The organism is Hamadaea flava, assembly GCF_024172085.1.
Lineage (GTDB): Bacteria > Actinomycetota > Actinomycetes > Mycobacteriales > Micromonosporaceae > Hamadaea > Hamadaea flava.
This window is the reverse complement of the sequence record NZ_JAMZDZ010000001.1, coordinates 1,312,439-1,329,357: the sequence shown is the minus strand read 5'-3', so window position 1 is coordinate 1,329,357 and position 16,919 is coordinate 1,312,439. Positions and strand designations below refer to the sequence as shown.

Below are 16,919 nucleotides of genomic sequence, written 5' to 3'. Positions count from 1 at the left end.
CATCGTCTGCAACTTCTGTAGTAGACCCGCGAGTAGGCTTCGGCCGTGCCTGACGCCCGCTCCCGGCGCCGCCTCACGATTCCTCGGCTGCCCCAGTTCCCCCCGCTGCTCGATGTCCTGCTCGCGGTCGGCTACACCACGCTGGCCGTGCTCATCGGGCGCGAGGAGCACAACGAGTGGCTGTCGCTGGACACGACCGGCTACGTGCTGACCGGGCTGGCCAACCTGCCCGTGGCGTTCCGGCGGCGGTTCCCGGTGGCCGTGGTGATCGTCTGCGGGCTGTCTTGGCTGATCTTCATCGGGCTCGGCTATTTTCCGGCGCTCAACGCGTACGGAAGTCTGGTGGCGCTCTACACCGTCACGGCCGACCGGCCCCGATGGATGGGCCTGACCTCGGCCGTCGCGCTGGCCGGTGTCTGGGTCTACTCCGGCCTGCGGACGCCGGACTCGTCGATGGCGACCGTGATGGTGATGGCGGTCGTCATCTTCATGGCCGTCTGGAAGTTCGGCGACAACGCCCGCAAACTCACACTGCGTAACGTCGAGCTGGCCGCGGTCACCGAACGGCTCCACCGCGAGCAGGCCGATCGGGCCCGGCGAGCGGTGGCGGACGAGCGGATGCGGATCGCGGGGGAGCTGCACGACATCGTCGCCCATCACATGTCGGTCATCGCCGTCCAGGCCGGGACGGCCGGGTACGTCTTCGACAGCCAACCCGAAACCGCGCGCTCGGCGTTGTCGGTGATCGCCGGGGCGGCCCGGGAAGGCAACGAGGAGCTGCGCCGCATCCTCAGCCTGCTGCGGGCGCCGACGGCCGGGGCGACCGAACCGCCGCAAGAGGCCGCACCCGGCGTCGAACTGGTCGAGCGGCTCGCCGACCGGATGCGGGCGGCCGGCGTACCCACCGAGGTCGAGGTGCTCGGCCCGCGCCGCTCCCTGCCCGCCGGGCTGGATCTGTGCGCGTACCGGGTCATCCAGGAGTCGCTGACGAACGTGCTCAAGCACGCCGGCGAGGCCAGCGCCACGGTCACGCTGGACTTCCGGGGCGAGGAGTTCCTGGCGACGGTCGCCGACGACGGGGCGAGCACTCGGCAGGATCCGGGGAACTCCCACGAGGGTCACGGCCTCATCGGCATGCGCGAACGGGCGCGCCTCTATGGCGGAAGCCTGGCCGCTGGGCCGCGCCCCGGCGGCGGTTTTCAGGTGGTGCTCACACTGCCCACCCCCGAGGGGATTACAGCCTAGGTTTACCCCGACTACAACTTCTGCGGTATGCCGAAGTCGATCTTAGTAGCGATGCCCTGACCAGCCGGCCATGAGATCATTTAGCGGGTCGAACGGGGGGTGGGCGGCCGGGTCGCCCCGGCCGCCCCCTGACTCACTGGTAATAGGTCTCGATCGGGACGCGGGCCGCCTCGAAGAGAGCTGGGCCCTCCTGGGGCACCGTCGGCCACGCCGAACCCGGGTTCAACTCGACGAGCTGCTCGGCGGACAGGGCGTACACGACGCGGCCGAGCCCGGACCGGATGATGCCGCCGGAGCACATGCCGCACGGCTGGCAACTCGTGTACATCGTCGTCCGCGCCGCCGTCTCCGGGTCGAGTTCGCGAGCCGCCCAACGGGCGAGCTTCAACTCCGGATGGGCGCTGATGTCGTTGTCCCGCCTGACCGTGTTGTGCTCCTCGATGAGAATCGTGCCGTTCTCATCGGCCAGCAGCGAACCGTAGGGTGCGTCGCCTGAGTCGACGGCCTCCGCCGCGATCTCGATGGCCCGCCGGAGCAGGGTCTCGTCCTGTGCGCTGATCATAGGTCACAGGCTATACCGATGATCATCGCACGCTCTGAGGAAACTCTGAGCCCACGGCGTTTCCCGAAGCCGCATCCTGTCAGCGTGAGCGTGTACGCCCTCATCGTGCTGCGCAGCCTGCTCGTCTTCGACACGCTGCTGCTCCTGGTGGTCGGAGCGGGGCTGGCCTACTTCATGGAGTTCCCGGCGGGTGTGCTCTTCGGCGCGGGCTGCTGGCTGCTCGCGGGCATGCTGATCGGCGCAGTACGCCACGTCGACCGGCTGTACGACCGCCGCGGCTGACGACACGTGTCGTCGCGGCAGGTACTTGTCACTCAAGCCACTTGACCTCAGCAGCGCCGGTGGAGGGTGTTGCGGACTGCTCTTCGGAGCGGGTCGACGAAGGCCGGTGGGAGGAATTCGGGGAGACCGTCGGGTCTCATGCGGACTTCCCAGAGTCCGTGGTGGATCTCGCGATGATGAAAGCCGCAAAGCAGCACGGAATTCGCGAGACAGGTGGTTCCGCCGTCTGCCCAAGCCTTGAGGTGGTGGCCGTGGCACCACTGCGGTGGTCTCTCGCAACCGGGGAAGGCGCAGCCCTTGTCCCGCAACACCAGTGCGCGGCGCAACGGCCCGTCGATCAGCCGTCGGGCGCGGCCGACGTCGAGGACCTGACCGTCGCCGCCGAGCACGGCTGGGATGATCATCGCGTCGCACGCGAGCCGTCGCACGGTTTCCGGGGTGAGCAGGTCGCCGGTGTCGAGCAGTCCTGCGGCGACCTTGGCTTGGAGGGCGTCCCAGGGCAGGGTGATCGTCAGGTGTGGCTTCTCGCCGCCGTTGTCGGGCAGCTCACCGGCGTCCATGATCCGCTGGCATACCTCGACCAAGGCGTCGGCACGGCGGGCTCCGGCCGAGCGCGGGTCTGGCTCACCCGGCACCACGCGGGCGGCAGCGCAATCATCGTTCACCGCATCTGAACCGCCGCACGCATCTGCGCCGATCGCGGCGGCCACTGTCGGGGCGGGTTTGCGCGGCCCGGACAGCGGATCCAGCGCGGTGCGCACGATCGCGGCTGCTTCGGTGTCGAGGATGCCACGTACTCGGTATTCGCCTTCGCCGTAGGGGATGAGGGTGAAGTCACGGCGGTCGTAGGCGGAGCGTTCGGCGCGGTCCAGATCCCTGCGGAGCTTGTCATCGGCGATCTCCGGCGCGACCGTCTCCAGGATCTGCCGCTGATGCTTCTCCAGCACTTCCGGCAGCAGTCGGTCATCAGTGGCGAGTTTGGTCAGCACCTCGGCGGCTTTCGCCTTGCCCAGCTCACCCACTCCGGAGGGCAGGTCGTGCACGGTCTTGGCGATCACCCGGGCCTGTTCGACGTTCACGCGTCCGTCTGCCAGGGCCGCTTCGACCACCGGGACCGCGGGCAGCATTCCGGCCAGTTTCGTCCACGCCTGTGCGTCGCGGTGGCGCATCGCCAGCAGATACGACAGCCAGTTCGCCGTGCCGGTCGCGCCCGCGTTGTGCGGGATGTCGCGGCTGTCGGCCGCTCCGATCAACGTCAGGAACCGGCCTGACAGGGCTTGGATCGTTGCGTGGACACGGCGTACTTCGTCGGTGATCTCGGTGTCCGAAAGTGTCCACAGGGGACCGGTGGCCAGCTCGGCCACACCTGCTTCCACCTGTGCCAACACCCCGTTCACAGAGTCAACGTTAGAACAACCGTCCGGCGCCTTCCAGGGGGTCAAGGTCACGAGAATGTGCCACGATCAACAGTCGTGCTGTCCACAAGCGACGGACGTCACAGCGTGCCCGTCGTATTCGCGAAACAGCTCCTGATAAATGACGGGTAGTGAGGAGGTGGATGTGCGACGATGACCGGCCATGAGCAGGCTGAACTCGATTGTGATCCACTGCCGGGACGCGTACGCCGCAGGGCCGTTCTGGTCGCTGGCGCTGGGTTTGCCGCCGGTGCCGGAGGACGCGGCGGCGTTGCGGAATCGCACGCTGGCAGAGGGCGAGTCGGTGTTGTTGCGCGATCCGGACGGCCGTCAGCCGGATGTGTGGATCAGCCCGACCAGTGATCCTGATCGCGGCCGGGGACTCGTGCATCTCGACATCCGTCTCGACGACCTGGCCGAGTTGCCGGCGCTGATCGATGCGGGGGCGCAGGTCGCCTGGGAGGTCTACGAGCCGCATCGATGGACCGTGCTCGCTGCGCCGGACGGCGTACTGTTCTGCGCGATCCACCCCAGCTGAATTCACGAGCGCCCAGCAGCACCTCGGCGATCACTGTGGACAGACGCGCCGGCACAGAGTAGCGGCGAAGCGTACGAATGCCTTAGCTTCGTTGTGCCGCTTTGGTTCTGGGCTCGTACACCGCGCGGCTCGCCTCGATGTGCGGTACGTGCTCGATGGCCCAGCCGGCCAGCGCCAGCGCGGGCGGGATGAGACTCTTGCCGACGGCGGTCAGCGAATACTCGACGCGCGGCGGCACCTCGGCGTACGCCTCCCGGGCCACCAGCCCGTCCCGCTCCAGGTTGCGCAACGTCAGGGTCAGCATGCGCTGCGAGATCCCCGGGATCTGCTGATGCAGATCGGTGAACCGCAGCCGCCCCTGGTCGAGCGTCGCGACCACGAGCAGCGTCCACTTGTTGCAGATCTGGTCGAGGATCTCGCGCAGCGTCGCTCCGCCGTCGCCCCGAATCAGGCAGGTGTGCTCGTAGTCCGACATTGCGCTCCCTGATGCTGACCGCTTGATTCTGACGGCGTTGTGCCCTACGTACATGCGTGTGCCTTTTGTACGCCTGACGAAACTGACGCATCATGAGGCTACTTACCAACGGTAACCATCCTGGAAGGGCCCCTCATGGACGTCGCCTACTGGATCCTGGCCGGGCTGCTCGCCCTGTTCTACGCGTACGCCGGTGGCAAGAAGATCGCGCAGTCGCCGGATCAGCTGCGGCCGATGATGGGCTGGGTCGACCAGCTGCCGCTGCCGCTCGTCCGCACGATCGGGACGCTGGAGGTGCTGGGCGCGATCGGTCTCGTCCTGCCCAAGCTGACCGGCATCCTGCCCGGCCTGGCGATCGCGGCGGCGATCGGGCTCGCCCTGATCCAGGTCGGCGGCATCGCCCTGCACCTGTCGCGGGGTGAGGCGCGGCTGATCGGGCTCAACATCGTGCTGCTCGGGCTCGCGGTCGTCACCGCCTGGCTCGCTGCCGCCTCCTGAGCCGCCGCCCTCGCGCTTGCGGTGCCGCCCTTTGAGCGGCAGATCACGGATATGCCTGCGATCCCGGCCCAAGATTCCCGGCATATCCCTGATCCGCTGGGAATAGGGGCCGGGTAGAGCGGTGTCGGAAGGGGAGGTGGCCTGTCGGGCGACCCCGTTTGCGTACGGGTCTTGCCGTGAGACGGGGGTTTGTGCGTAGGGTGTCACCGGACGTTTACGGACCGGCCACTTCCGCCGCCGTACCGCCGGTGGCGCCGACCCCTCACGGCGATAATCATGATCTCTTCTGAGCAGTTCTCGCACGCGGGCGTCAGTCTCCGCCTCGATCAGGTGCTCCGCGTCTACGCCCACGACCTCGATCCGCATACGCTCGCCGATCTGCGGGGCGCCATCGCGTCCGGTCGGCATCAGTGGTTCCGTGACGAGTTCGCGCAGGCAGTCCGTGACGGCGCGTACCGCGTCGAGGAGTGGTGCGCTGCGGTCGGGACCTCCGGCGATTCCCCCGTACGCGACCAGCAGCAAGTGGTGTGGGCGGTGGTCTTCCCCGACGACCCGTTCCCCACGACCTGACGGCTGTTGGGCATCCAAAGGGAAGCTGATGGATGCTCGCAGTCCTCCTGACCGTCAGGTGATCTTCGTAGCCTGCGGCCATGCGGGTAGCGATCATCACGGAGTCCTATGCCCCGGACGTCAACGGAGTCGCGAACTCGGTGCTGCGGGTCTGCGACCATCTCCTCGCGCGCGGCCACGAGCCGATGGTCGTCGCGCCGCGTCCGCGCCGCCGGCTGCTGCAGCACGCGCCCACGAACGAGTATCCCGTGTTCCGGGTGCCCTCAATGCCGTTCCCGGGCTACACGAACGTGCGGATCGCGCCGCCGAGCGGTCTGATCGCCGCCGCGCTGCGGGAGTTCCGACCCGACGTCGTGCACTTGGCCAGCCCGTTCGTGCTCGGCGCGTGGGGTGCGCGCGCGGCCCAGGCGCTGCGGATCCCGGCGGTCGCGGTCTACCAGACCGACGTGCCCGGCTACGCCGAGGCTTATGGCGTACGCGCTGTGCAGGACGCGGCCTGGCGCTGGATCGCCGCCGTCCACGGCCGGGCGGCGCGTACGCTGGCGCCCTCGTCGGCGACCGCCCAGCAGCTGACCGCGCACGGCGTGCGCGATGTCGAGCTGTGGGGCCGAGGTGTCGACAGTGGACTGTTTCATCCGTCGCATCGGTCGGACGAACTGCGGGAGCTGCTGGCCCCCAACGGAGAGCTGATCGTCGGCTACGTCGGCCGGCTCGCCCAGGAGAAGCGGGTGCACCTGCTCGCCGAGGTGACCCGGATGAAGGGCGTACGCGTGGTGGTGGTCGGTGACGGCCCGACGCGGCGCACCGTCGAACGTGCCCTGCCCCGGGCACTGTTCCTCGGCCCGAAGAGCGGCCTCGACCTGGCGATGATCTACGCCGCGCTGGACGTGTTCGTCCACACCGGACCGCATGAGACGTTCTGCCAGACGATCCAGGAGGCGCACGCCAGCGGGGTCCCGGTCGTCGCGCCGGCCTCGGGCGGCCCGATCGATCTCGTCGACCCGGGCGTCACCGGCTTCCTCGTGCCGCCCGACGACGGCGGCGCGATCGTCGAGGCGGTGGCCCGGCTGGCGGCCAGTCCCAGTCTGCGGCAGCGGATGGGGCTGGCGGCTCGGGTGGCGGTCGCCGAGCGTACCTGGGCGGCGCTGGGCGACGAGCTGATCGGGCACTACTCGGCGGTGCTCGGCCGGCCGGTCCCGGCGCACGACGCCCAACAGCACAAAGCCCCACGGCATGAGGTCCCACGGCGCGAGGCTCAACGGCACGAGGCTCCACGGCATGAGGCTCAACGGCATGAGGCTCAACGGCATGAGGCTCAACGGCATGAGGCTCCACGGCACGAGGCTCAACGGCATGAGGTCCCACGGCGCGAGGCTCCACGGCATGAGGTCCCGGCGGGGCAGACGGCCGTCAAGGAGTCTGTCCGATGAGGATCGTCCGGCTGGCGAACTTCGTCACGCCACGTTCGGGCGGGTTGCGTACCGCCCTGCGCGAGCTGGGGGTCGGCTACGCCGCCGCAGGTCACGAGCCGATCCTGGTCGTGCCGGGCGAGCGGGCCGCCGACGAGCAGCACCCGCAGGGCCGCGTGGTGACGCTGCCCGGCCCCGTCGTGCCCGGCCTCGGCGGCTACCGCGTCCTGCTGAACAAGAAAGAACTGGTACGCACGCTGACCGAGCTGAAGCCGGACAGCCTGGAGGTCTCCGACCGGACGACGCTGCGCTGGACCGGGGCCTGGGCGCAAGAGCAGCGGATCGGCTCGGTCATGGTCTCCCACGAGAGCCTCAACGGGCTGCTCCGGGTCACCCGGCTGCCCGGTGGCGTACGCCGGAGGCTGGCGACCAGCCTGAACCGGGCCACTGCGCGGGCATACGACCGGATCGTCTGCACCACTGAATGGGCCGCCGACGAGTTCCACCACGCCGGGGCGGCCAACGTCGTCCAGGTTCCCCTCGGCGTGGACCTCGATCATTTCCATCCCGGCCGCCGGTCGGCCGAGCTGCGTACCTCGTTGGCGGAGCCGGACGAGATCCTGCTCGTCTGCGCGACACGGTTGTCGGTGGAGAAGCGGCCGCAGCGGGCGCTCACGACGCTGGCTGCGTTGCGGGCACGGGGCGTACCCGCTCGGCTGGTGATCGTCGGCGACGGACCCCTGCGTACCCGGCTCACGAAGGCGGCGGAGGGCCTGCCGGTGTCGTTCACGGGATGGATCAGTGACCGGGCGGAGCTGGCGGCGTTGCAGGCGACCGCCGACGTGGTGCTCGCCCCCGGGCCGATCGAGACGTTCGGGCTGGCCGCGTTGGAGGCATCGGCCTGCGGTACGCCCGTCGTGGCGAGCGCCTCGAGCGCCCTTTCGGGCGTTCTCGGCTCGGCCGGCGCGTCCGCTCCGGGGGAGGACTTCTCGGCCGAGGTGCTCAGCCTGCTCGGCCGTCCCGACGCCCGCGAACGGGCCCGGCGACGCGCCGAGGAGTTCAGCTGGGCGGCCGCCGTCCGGGGCTTCCTCCGGGTGCACGAGGACTTGCCGTGAAGTACCTCGAGCTCGTCCTCGTCGGCGCTGACGTCACGCTGCGGGGAACTTCCATCTGGACGCAGTCGGCGGCCTTCTGGGTACCACCGTGGATGGATTGCGATGGGTGCTTCGCCGGTCTACCGATCTGCTGCCCCAACTCGTGAGTCTCGCGGCGCACGAGTGGCGGTTGGCGCGGCGGGGGCAGGCGGCGCAGCGGGAAGCGCGGGCGGCCGCTGAGGTCGAGGCGGTGCTGGAGCGGATGCGCCTGGCGAGTTCGGCGACGGCGCCGGGACGGGCGCTGCGACCAACAGCACCAGCGTGACGAGCACGTACGCATTGGCCCCGAGTACGGCCAGTGGCCCGGCGAACGACGGGTTCACCGACCATAGCCAAACCAGTCCGCTGACCAGCACCACGAAGCAGGCGATCCCGAGCCGACGGCGTCCATAGAGGAACAAGACGAGCGCCGGGAGCGCCCACACCAGGTGATGGACCCAGGTGATCGGGCTGATCAGGCAGGACACCACCCCGGTGAGGGCGAAGCCGTGGACGTGATCCTTGGCGCGGGCACACCGCCAGGCCCACACCGCCAGCGTGGCGACCACGAGCAGCAGCCACACCGAGTGCGCCAGGTGCAGCCGCGACACGAGCCCGAGCAGCGACTGGTTCGACACGTACGCCAGATTCCCGATGCGGCTCGTGTTCCAGACCGCGTCGGTGAAGTACGCCCGGCTCGCGTCCGGCACTGCCAGCGCGGTGATCAGTGTGGCCGCCGTCGCGGTCCCGACCGCGGTCGCGGCCGCCCGCCACTGCCGGGTCACCACCAGATAGAGCACGAAGATCGCGGGGGTCAGCTTGATCGCCGCCGCTAACCCGATGCCGACTCCCGCCACGCGGTTTCTTACCAGCAGATCACGGTTATGCATGCCAAACCGGCCCAAGATCGCATGCATATCCCTGATCCAGCGGAGAGAACCGAGGCGACCGGGCCGCCGAAAGCCGGTGAGTCGAAAGCCGGTGAGCCGAAAGCCGGTGAGCCGAAAGCCGGTGAGGAAAAGCAGGTCGAGGTAGACGAGGGCGACGAGCAGCAGGTTGATCTGGCCGAAGCTGACGGTGTCCCGGACCGGGTTGAGCGCGGCGAACGCGCACGCGGTGAGGCCGAAGGCGTACCAGCGCGGCCAGCCGAAGTGCCGTGTCACCGGGCCGACCCAGAACCACAGCAGGAACGCCGAAGCGATCAGGGTCAGAACCAGGTTGATCGCGATCGCCGGATGCCAGCCGACGAGCGTCATCGGCAGCATGCACACGGCCGCGAACGGCGGATAGGTAAAGCCGTAGGTGCTGCGCGGCCGCAGGTAGGAGTACAGGTCGCCGCCGGAGACCCAGTAGTCGACCGCGCCGTGGTAGACGCTGATGTCGAACCAGCCGCGATGCCCGGGTGCGACCCCGATGACGACGCCGATGCCGATGGCGAGGCCGAGAACGAGCAGGAACCGCTTCACGATGCCAACCGCCGCAACAGAATCAGCCCTGTGCACGCGAGCGCGACTCCGGCGACGGCGTACAGGGCTTGGGGTCCGTCCGGGCCGAATCCGCTCGGCAGGACGGCGAACGCGAGGACTCCGCACGTCGCGGCGGACCAGCGGCGTACTCGTCCGGCGGGGGCGGCGGCCGCGATGAGGACCAGGCCCCAGAGGGCGTACCAGGGGCGGGTCGCCGGGCCGAGCAGCGCCAGTGCGCCGAGGCTCAGGCCGGCCGCGGTCACCGGCCCGAACCGGTCACGCCGCCACCAGCTCCACGCGGCCACGGCGAGCGTCGCGGCCAGCCCGCACCACGCCCAGAACCGCATCACCGCCGGGCCGTCCGCGTCCAGCACCAGCCGCGACGCACGACCCAGGGCGCTGGTCACCGACCAGCTCTGCGGCGAGATCGGGGTGCTCAGGGAGGCGATCCAGCCGTAACCCAGGCCGGTCGCGCCGGTCACGGCCACGCACGTCACCGCTCCGATCACAGTTGTACGCACAACGGCGTGCACATGACGCGTACGTCCGGGCAGGTGCTGCCACCACAGCGCGGCCACCACCGCCAACCCGGCCACCGCCGGGGCCTTGACCAGGGCGGACAAGGTCACCAGGACGGCGGCGAAAGCGAATCGCCCGCGCAGGGCCAGCGCGATCCCGGCGATCAGCAGGCCGAGCATCACCGCCTCGTTGTGCGCCCCGGCGACCAGGTGCAGGGGGACGAGCGGGTTGAGCGCGCCCAACCAGAGCGCCGCCGCCGGGTCGACGCCGCAGCGCCGGGCGACGGTCGGCAGGCAGGCCGTCATCAGCACGACGCCGGCCAGGGCGAGCAGCCGCATCCCGATCAGCCCGGCGATCAGCTTCGACCCGACGAGGGCGGCGATCCCGGCGGCCAGCACCACGAAGACCGGCCCGTACGGCGTCGGAGTGTCCTGCCACATCGCCGGGACCTGCGCGCCCAGGATTCCGCCGAGGCTGCCGACGCCGCTGGAATAGACGTCCAGCCCGGCGACCGCCATCGCGCCCTGCGCCAGGTACGCGTACACGTCCCGGCTGAACAGCGGCGGCCCGGCGACAAGCGGGGCGGACCAGAGCACGAGCGTGACGAGCAGACTGCGCGGAGTGGCGCGGTCGCGGGTGCGCCCGGCCCAGATCCAAGCCGCCACCAGCATCGTGATGCCGCAGTATCCGAAGAGGACGGCCGACAGGGCGTGGTCGCGCCACGATCCCGCGTTCTCGACCGGCAACGCGCCCGCGGCCCAGCCGGTGCCCGCGACCAGGATCGCACCCGCTACTCCGAGCAGGCGGTAGCCGGTGACCGCGTCCAGCTTCCACGCCCGCAGCTCTGGTTCCCCCGCCGTCAGCACCCCGGCAGGGTGCCAGCCTTTCGTGACCGCCGGACGGCCCGCCGGTGAGCCGCGCATGATGCGCCGGTTACCGCTCCGCCTCGGTCCCGCATCGGGACCGTTCGCGTCGCGTTCATCGGACGGCCGGAAGGAGGCCGCCCACCCCCTGGATCATGCGGGCATGCTGACCGGCATCCTTCTCGCGCTGGCCTCCGCGTTGTCCTTCGCCACCGCGGCCGCCGCCCAGTCGACCGCGACCCGGGCGATCGCGGTGGCCGCCGAGCCGCCGACCCATCGCATCGCCCGGGTGGTTCCGGTGCTGGCCCTGTTGCCCCGCATCGTGCGGTCACGACTGTGGTGGACCGGGATGCTCTTCAACGTCCTCGGCTTCGCCTGCCACGCCAGCGCCCTGCACCTGGGGTCGATCTCGATCGTGCAGGCGCTGCTGTGCGTACAGCTGATGTTCGCGCTGCCGTTCGCGACGGCGAAACTGCGGCGCGCCCCGCTGGTCCGGGACTGGTTCGGCAGCGCGGCCGCCTGCCTCGGCATCATCACGCTGGTCACCGCGCGGGGCGGTGTACCGCAGACCTTCGACCGGCTGCGCCTGCTGCCGTACGTCGTGGTGATCGTGGCCGTGCTCATGGGGGTGCTCGTCGGGGTGGCCCACGTCGCGCGGAGCACACTGCGTACGGCGTTGATCGGCACGGCGGCCGGGATCGGGTTCAGCCTCACCGCCGTCCTGATCGTGGTCACCACGCACTCCTTGTCCACCGCGCTGACCAGCTGGCCGACCTACGTCCTGCCGCTGTCCGGGCTCGTCGCGGCGATCCTCGCCCAGGACGCGTACGCCAGCGGCTCGTTTCCGGCGGCGCTCACCGCGATGACCGTCGCCGACCCGATCGCGGCCTGGCTATGGGGTGCCGTATTGTTCGATGCCGTCCCGCCGACGACGCCCGCCGCGCTCGCCGGGCTGACCGCGTCCGGGCTGCTGATCTGCACCGGAGTGGCGGTGCTCGCCAATTCGCCGACGCTGACGCGTACGCACATCGCCTGAGCAGCGGACTCACAGGCTGCTTCGAGATTCGTCACGGCCCCCGCCGAGGAACGGCTCCCAGGATGGGGTGAACGCCGAGATATCCGACGAAGGACTCCGACTTGGGAATCCGGCGAGAGTTTCCGACGACGAGGAGATGTGTGATGGGCAAGACAGCGCCATCGGGGCCGTCAGCGCAGCCGCCGACCTACGAGGGCCGCCCGCTGGCCAAGCCCGACGAGGACATCTACGACCAAGGTCTGCGCTTCGACATGCAGACGCTGCTCGGCCGCCGCAAGCTGCTGGCCGCCTTCGGACTGGGCGTGGCCGGGATCGGGCTCGCCGCGTGCGGCAAGTCCGACGACAGCGGCTCGGGCGGCACATCGGCCGAGAACACCTCGACCTCGGCCGGGGAGATCCCCGAGGAGACGGCCGGCCCCTACCCGGGCGACGGCTCGAACGGACCGGACGTCCTGGAGCAGAGCGGCATCGTCCGCAGCGACATCCGGTCGAGCTTCGGCACCGGCGACGCGACCGCCGAGGGCATCCCGATGACCCTGGAACTGACGATCAAGGACCTGGCCAACGGAGGCGCCGCCTTCGCGGGCGTGGCGGTCTACGTGTGGCACGCCAACCGTGACGGCAGGTACTCGCTGTACTCCGAGGGCATCACGGATCAGAACTACCTGCGTGGGGTCCAGGTCACCGACGCCGCCGGGAAGGTGAAGTACACCAGCATCTTTCCCGCCTGCTACGACGGGCGGTGGCCGCACATCCACTTCGAGGTCTATCCGGACCAGGCCAGCATCACCGACTCGACCAAGGCCATCGCGACCTCCCAGGTAGCCCTGCCGGCCGACGTCTGCAAGACGGCGTACGCGACCAAGGGCTACGAGCAGTCGGTGACCAACATGTCGAAGGTCAGCCTGAGCACCGACAACGTCTTCGGCGACGACTCGGGCGCGCTGCAGCTCGGCACGGTGACCGGCGACGTGACCAGCGGGTACGCCGTGTCGCTGAACGTCGGCGTGGACACCGGCACGAAGGCGGGCGGTGGCGGTCAGGCCCCGCCCGGCGGCGGTGAGGGCGGTCCCGGCGGGCCGGGCGGCACCCCGCCCAGCGGTGCTCCCGGCGGTGGCGGTACCCCGCCGAGCGGTGCCCCGCCGACCAACTGAGATCGGTCCAGTGTGGCCGGGCGGGAGGGGACAGGGCTCTATACGATCCCCTCGTGACCCTTCCCACCCCGGCGCAACGCACCCCGGTCTCGGCGCACTTCGTGGTCTGCGGCTTCGACGGTCTCGCGTACCGGCTGGCCGAACAGCTCACCACCCGGTACGACACCGACGTCGTGGTGGTCATGACGGAGGAGCAGCAGCACCAGCCCGGCGCCCGTGACTTCGCCGAGCTGGACCGCGTACGCGTCCTGGTGGTCGAACGGGTCAGTGAGAAGGCGCTGGAGCTGGCCCGGCTGACCGACGCGGCCGGGCTCGCCCTGACCGCCCAGGACGACGTCGGCAACATCCATCTGGCGTTGCAGGCCCGGGAGCAGTCCGCCCGGATGCGCATCGTGATCCGGATGTACAACAGCAGCCTGGCGCACAGCATCGAGCCGCTGCTCGGCGACTGCAAGGTGCTGTCGGACTCCGAGATCGCCGCCCCGGCCCTGGTCGCCTCCGCGCTGCGGGAGGTCGCCGCCAACCCGGTCAAGGTCGCGCAGCGTACGCTCGTCGTGGTCCGACGGGCCGACGTCAGCGACCGGTATGTGATCTGCGGTCTGGCCGACACCGCCGCGGACGGCGGACCGCGGATGCTGCCCCGGGACGAGCAGGCCGCCGATCTGGTGCTCGCCGATCTGCGCGGCATCCCCGACCTGGAGTCCACTTTGGGCGCTCGGCCCGCGCCCGCGAAGGGCCGCCGGATCGGCGTCGCCAGGACGTTCCTCGGCACGCTGGTCTCCCGCAAGTCCCGGATCGCCATCAGCGTGGTGCTGGGCCTGATCGTCGTCGCGACCGCCGCCCTCGCCGTCAGCCTGAAGGTCGGCCCCGGCGAGGCGTCTTACCAAGCGCTCGCAACCGTCCTAGGTGGACCACAGGCGACCGACGGCTACTCGCCGTGGCAGAAGACGTTGCAGCTGATCCTCGGCGTCGCCGGGCTCGCCCTGGTGCCGCTGATCACCGCGCTGGTCGTCGAGGGAATGGTGCGCGCCCGGCTGGCCGTCGCCGAGGTACGCCTGCGCCAGCCGCACGCCGACCACCTGGTCGTCGCCGGGCTGGGCGGGGTGGGAACCCGCGTCCTGCGGCTGCTCCACGATCGCGGCGTACGCATGGTCGCCATCGCCGCCGAGGAGAAGTCCCGGGGCGTGCCGCTGGCCCGGGAACTCGGCATTCCGCTCGTGATCGGCGATCCCGGCCGGGAGTCGACGCTCCGGGCGGCCGGGGTCGACCAGGCGCGGGCGTTGCTCGCCATCACCAACTCCGACGCGTCCAACCTGGAGACCGCGTTGCGGGCGCGGAACCTGCGCGCCAGCCTGCACGTCGTGCTGCGGTTGTTCGACGGCGACCTGGCCCGGCGCGTACGCCGGACGTTCAACCTGCCCTACTCGCACAGCGTCTCCTACCTGGCCGCTCCGGCGTTCGCGGAGGCGCTGATGGACCGCGAGGTCATCGGCACCATCCCAGTCGAACGCCGGGTGCTGCTGCTGGCAGAGGTGGTCGTAGCGGCCGGGTCCGATCTGGACGGCGCCCGGATCGCCGACGCCGACGATCCGGGCGACCTACGGGTGATCGCGCTCAACGAGTTCGGCGAACCCCGGCCGCTGTGGCGGCCCGCACCGGCCCGCCGGATGCGGACCAACGATCGACTGACCGTGGTCGGCACCCGGGCCGGGCTCAGCGCGCTGATCCGCCGCTCGGTGGCCGGATCGCGGACCGCCTGACGGAACTCACCCGGCTCAGGCCGCTCAGCCGGGTCAGGCCGCTCAGCCGGGTCAGCCGGTTCACCCCGCGAAGCGGTAGAGCTTGAAGCCGCTGCCGGACTGGGTGATCAGAACCTTCGAGCCGACCCCCGGGCCGAGCCCGGCCTGCTCGAACGCGCCGAGATCGGTCCGGCGCCGGGTGCCGAGGTCCAGCCCGAACAGGTGCCCGTCGTGGTAGAGGAACACCGCGTTCCCGGCTACGCGCGTCACCGTCCCGGCCCGTTCGGCGTCGGTCAGCACGTCCTTGCCGCGGCCGTCCAGCAGCACGCTGTGCGGGCCCTTCTCGCTGCTCCCCGAGACGGAGACGTACTCCCCGGCGGGCAGCATCGTCTCGGCGCCGGCGATCCGCGTACGCCAGACGACCTTGGACCCGTCGAGTGCGACGACGTCTGCCTGGAACAGGTCGCCGTCCAGGACGCAGATCAGTCCCCGCCTGCACGGAGTCAGGTTCTGCAGGCGGTTGCCGTTGTCCGGCGACGCCACCGGCACCTCGGCCGTGTAGAGCGGCTGCCACTGCTGGCCTGCCTCCAGCCGGAGCACCCGCAGCGACGAGCCGGACACGGTGTAGACCTTGCCGTCGTACGCCATGAAGCCGGCGTTGGTTCCGGTGCCGCCCTCAGCACCCGGCCAGGAGCGCCCGGTCGGCTTGCCGGTGGCGACGGCGTACTCGGTGAGGGTTCCGGCGTCGTCGACTTGGAGCAGCGTGCTGCCGCTCTCCAGGGTGGCGAACGGCCCGGATCGGTAGCCGGCGGGGGAGGTGAGATCCCCGGCGGTGTGCGTACCGAAGGTGGTGCTGATCGCCCGGTCGAAGCTCCACTTCGGCTGCCCGGTCACCCAGTCGTAGGCCGTGGTCTTCTTCGCGTCGTGATCGGCCAGCACGATCACGTCCGGGTAGGCCAGGATGTCGAACCCGTTGACGTCCATGCCCCGATGCCAACGCAGCTTCCCGGTCGCCGGGTCGACGACGAACATCTCCTTGTCCGGGCTCGTGCCGTCGTCGTGTTCGCCGATGCTGACGATCGCGTTCGGCAGCGCGATCATGCCGTTCCAGTCGCCGAACGTGCCCGGCAGCGTCCGCACCGGCCACAGCGCCTTGCCGGTCCGCACGTCGACCGCGCCCAGGCCGAGCTGCCCGGTCGGCCCGCGCCAGGCGACGAATCCCCGATCGCCCACGATCTCGGCCATCCCGAAGTCGACGCCGCTCGGCATCGTCACCGCGACGTCGCCGACCTGCTCCAGCTTGCGGAACGCGACCGGGCTCGTGGTCGGCGCGACCGGCTGCGGCGGGTTCGGGTCGGCGGCAGTGCCCCGCAAGATCACCGTCGCGAGCACCAGGATCGCGAGCACGGCCAGGCCCGCAGCGGTGGCCACCTGGGTACGCGTACGGCGGCGGGCCCGGCGCGTGACGTCCTCGACGGGCGGGATCTTCGCCGCGTCGGACTCCTCCCGGAGCGCCTCGGCCAGCCCCACCCGGCCCCGCGACAACCACGACTTCACCGTGCCCTCGGCCACCCCGGTCTCGGCGGCGATCTGGCCGATGGGCAGGTCGAGCAGGTAATGCAGGGCGAGAGCGCGCCGTTGCGGCTCCGGCAACTGCCGAAGCGCGGTGGTCAGCAGGACCGTGTCCTCGGAGGGCGGTGGGACGACGCCTACGCGAGCCGCCGGCGCCTTTCGGCGTACCGCCAAGTGCCGCCACCAGTCGAAGACCAGACGCGTGACCACCAGGCGCAACCACGCCTCGGCGTCGTCATACCCGCTGACCTTGCGCCAGCGCTGCCAGGCGCGGGCGTAAGCCTCCTGGACCACGTCCTGGGCCTGGGGGAGATCACCCGTGAGACCGTACGCGTAGCGCAGGGTCCGGGGTGAGGTCGCCCGGTAGAACTCGACGAAATCCACGTGTACCGCCTGTCCGTAGGGATCTTCTCGCCGATGGACACGGGTCCGGTGCCCGAACG

15 protein-coding genes and 2 pseudogenes are annotated in these 16,919 nt (G+C 70.4%); 10 read left to right on the top strand and 7 right to left on the bottom strand.

What is annotated here, in order from left to right:
* Window positions 1-45: 45 nt before the first annotated feature.
* The gene (locus tag HDA40_RS42020; RefSeq protein ID WP_253752986.1) at window positions 46-1,245 is read left to right on the top strand and encodes a sensor histidine kinase; all 1,200 of its coding nucleotides are present in this window, start codon (window positions 46-48) and stop codon (window positions 1,243-1,245) included.
* 133 nt (window positions 1,246-1,378) lie between these two features.
* On the opposite strand, the gene HDA40_RS06500 is transcribed toward HDA40_RS42020, so the two are convergent.
* A complete protein-coding gene (locus HDA40_RS06500) occupies window positions 1,379-1,807 on the bottom strand; it encodes a nucleoside deaminase (RefSeq protein ID WP_253752984.1) in 429 nt (142 codons plus the stop codon).
* Between the two features lie 84 nt (window positions 1,808-1,891).
* On the opposite strand from HDA40_RS06500, the gene HDA40_RS06495 reads away from it, so the two are divergent.
* On the top strand, window positions 1,892-2,089 hold the full coding sequence (locus tag HDA40_RS06495; RefSeq protein ID WP_253752982.1) for a hypothetical protein: 198 nt from the start codon (window positions 1,892-1,894) through the stop codon (window positions 2,087-2,089).
* Window positions 2,090-2,136: 47 nt separating this feature from the next.
* On the opposite strand, the gene HDA40_RS06490 is transcribed toward HDA40_RS06495, so the two are convergent.
* Window positions 2,137-3,531, bottom strand: coding sequence for an HNH endonuclease signature motif containing protein (locus HDA40_RS06490; protein ID WP_253752980.1), 1,395 nt, complete (start codon window positions 3,529-3,531; stop codon window positions 2,137-2,139).
* A gap of 136 nt (window positions 3,532-3,667) precedes the next feature.
* Here HDA40_RS06490 and HDA40_RS06485 point away from each other — a divergent pair, with 136 nt between their 5' ends.
* A complete protein-coding gene (locus HDA40_RS06485; RefSeq protein WP_253752978.1) occupies window positions 3,668-4,042 on the top strand; it encodes a VOC family protein in 375 nt (124 codons plus the stop codon).
* An 82-nt stretch (window positions 4,043-4,124) separates the two neighbouring features.
* Here HDA40_RS06485 and HDA40_RS06480 read toward each other — a convergent pair whose 3' ends face one another.
* Window positions 4,125-4,517, bottom strand: coding sequence for a winged helix-turn-helix transcriptional regulator (locus HDA40_RS06480; protein ID WP_253752976.1), 393 nt, complete (start codon window positions 4,515-4,517; stop codon window positions 4,125-4,127).
* A 135-nt stretch (window positions 4,518-4,652) separates the two neighbouring features.
* On the opposite strand from HDA40_RS06480, the gene HDA40_RS06475 reads away from it, so the two are divergent.
* The 4 genes and pseudogenes from HDA40_RS06475 (at window position 4,653) to HDA40_RS06460 (ending at window position 8,109) form a co-directional block, all read left to right on the top strand.
* Window positions 4,653-5,015 carry a DoxX family protein gene (locus HDA40_RS06475; RefSeq protein ID WP_253752974.1) on the top strand — a complete coding sequence of 121 codons (363 nt, stop codon included), beginning with the start codon at window positions 4,653-4,655 and terminating at the stop codon, window positions 5,013-5,015.
* A 276-nt stretch (window positions 5,016-5,291) separates the two neighbouring features.
* On the top strand, window positions 5,292-5,585 hold the full coding sequence (locus HDA40_RS06470; RefSeq protein ID WP_253752972.1) for a hypothetical protein: 294 nt from the start codon (window positions 5,292-5,294) through the stop codon (window positions 5,583-5,585).
* Window positions 5,586-5,665: 80 nt separating this feature from the next.
* A pseudogene (locus tag HDA40_RS06465) lies at window positions 5,666-6,793 on the top strand (glycosyltransferase family 4 protein); the annotation flags it as partial.
* A gap of 218 nt (window positions 6,794-7,011) precedes the next feature.
* A complete protein-coding gene (locus HDA40_RS06460) occupies window positions 7,012-8,109 on the top strand; it encodes a glycosyltransferase (RefSeq protein WP_253752970.1) in 1,098 nt (365 codons plus the stop codon).
* A gap of 119 nt (window positions 8,110-8,228) precedes the next feature.
* Here HDA40_RS06460 and HDA40_RS06455 read toward each other — a convergent pair whose 3' ends face one another.
* Window positions 8,229-9,593 carry a glycosyltransferase 87 family protein gene (locus tag HDA40_RS06455; protein ID WP_253752968.1) on the bottom strand — a complete coding sequence of 455 codons (1,365 nt, stop codon included), beginning with the start codon at window positions 9,591-9,593 and terminating at the stop codon, window positions 8,229-8,231.
* Complete coding sequence (gene mptB / locus HDA40_RS06450; protein ID WP_253752966.1) at window positions 9,590-11,035, bottom strand: polyprenol phosphomannose-dependent alpha 1,6 mannosyltransferase MptB; 1,446 nt, start codon at window positions 11,033-11,035, stop codon at window positions 9,590-9,592. The genes HDA40_RS06455 and mptB overlap by 4 nt, the downstream gene beginning before the upstream one ends.
* A gap of 103 nt (window positions 11,036-11,138) precedes the next feature.
* Here mptB and HDA40_RS06445 point away from each other — a divergent pair, with 103 nt between their 5' ends.
* The 3 genes from HDA40_RS06445 to HDA40_RS06435 all read left to right on the top strand — a co-directional run bounded on the left by HDA40_RS06445 (window position 11,139) and on the right by HDA40_RS06435 (window position 14,925).
* Window positions 11,139-12,011: a DMT family transporter gene (locus HDA40_RS06445; protein ID WP_253752964.1), complete on the top strand. Its 873-nt coding sequence runs from the start codon at window positions 11,139-11,141 to the stop codon at window positions 12,009-12,011.
* A 143-nt stretch (window positions 12,012-12,154) separates the two neighbouring features.
* A complete protein-coding gene (locus HDA40_RS06440; protein WP_253752962.1) occupies window positions 12,155-13,165 on the top strand; it encodes a dioxygenase family protein in 1,011 nt (336 codons plus the stop codon).
* Between the two features lie 53 nt (window positions 13,166-13,218).
* Window positions 13,219-14,925 carry an NAD-binding protein gene (locus HDA40_RS06435; RefSeq protein WP_253752960.1) on the top strand — a complete coding sequence of 569 codons (1,707 nt, stop codon included), beginning with the start codon at window positions 13,219-13,221 and terminating at the stop codon, window positions 14,923-14,925.
* 60 nt (window positions 14,926-14,985) lie between these two features.
* Here HDA40_RS06435 and HDA40_RS06430 read toward each other — a convergent pair whose 3' ends face one another.
* Together HDA40_RS06430 and HDA40_RS06425 are read right to left on the bottom strand one after the other, a co-directional pair.
* Window positions 14,986-16,434 (bottom strand): outer membrane protein assembly factor BamB family protein, encoded by a 1,449-nt coding sequence (locus HDA40_RS06430; protein WP_372503152.1) that lies wholly within the window; start codon window positions 16,432-16,434, stop codon window positions 14,986-14,988.
* Window positions 16,414-16,860: pseudogene (locus tag HDA40_RS06425) on the bottom strand (RNA polymerase sigma factor); the annotation flags it as partial. The pseudogene HDA40_RS06425 and the gene HDA40_RS06430, both read right to left, overlap by 21 nt.
* Between the last annotated feature and the right edge of the window lie 59 nt (window positions 16,861-16,919).

Coding starts and splice junctions, on each gene's coding strand:
- HDA40_RS06500 (WP_253752984.1), bottom strand. CDS start 1,807: ATGATCAGCGCACAGGACGAGACCCTGCTCCGGCGGGCCATCGAGATC.
- HDA40_RS06485 (WP_253752978.1), top strand. CDS start 3,668: ATGAGCAGGCTGAACTCGATTGTGATCCACTGCCGGGACGCGTACGCC.
- HDA40_RS06480 (WP_253752976.1), bottom strand. CDS start 4,517: ATGTCGGACTACGAGCACACCTGCCTGATTCGGGGCGACGGCGGAGCG.
- HDA40_RS06475 (WP_253752974.1), top strand. CDS start 4,653: ATGGACGTCGCCTACTGGATCCTGGCCGGGCTGCTCGCCCTGTTCTAC.
- HDA40_RS06470 (WP_253752972.1), top strand. CDS start 5,292: ATGATCTCTTCTGAGCAGTTCTCGCACGCGGGCGTCAGTCTCCGCCTC.
- HDA40_RS06460 (WP_253752970.1), top strand. CDS start 7,012: ATGAGGATCGTCCGGCTGGCGAACTTCGTCACGCCACGTTCGGGCGGG.
- mptB (WP_253752966.1), bottom strand. CDS start 11,035: ATGCGCGGCTCACCGGCGGGCCGTCCGGCGGTCACGAAAGGCTGGCAC.
- HDA40_RS06445 (WP_253752964.1), top strand. CDS start 11,139: ATGCTGACCGGCATCCTTCTCGCGCTGGCCTCCGCGTTGTCCTTCGCC.
- HDA40_RS06440 (WP_253752962.1), top strand. CDS start 12,155: ATGGGCAAGACAGCGCCATCGGGGCCGTCAGCGCAGCCGCCGACCTAC.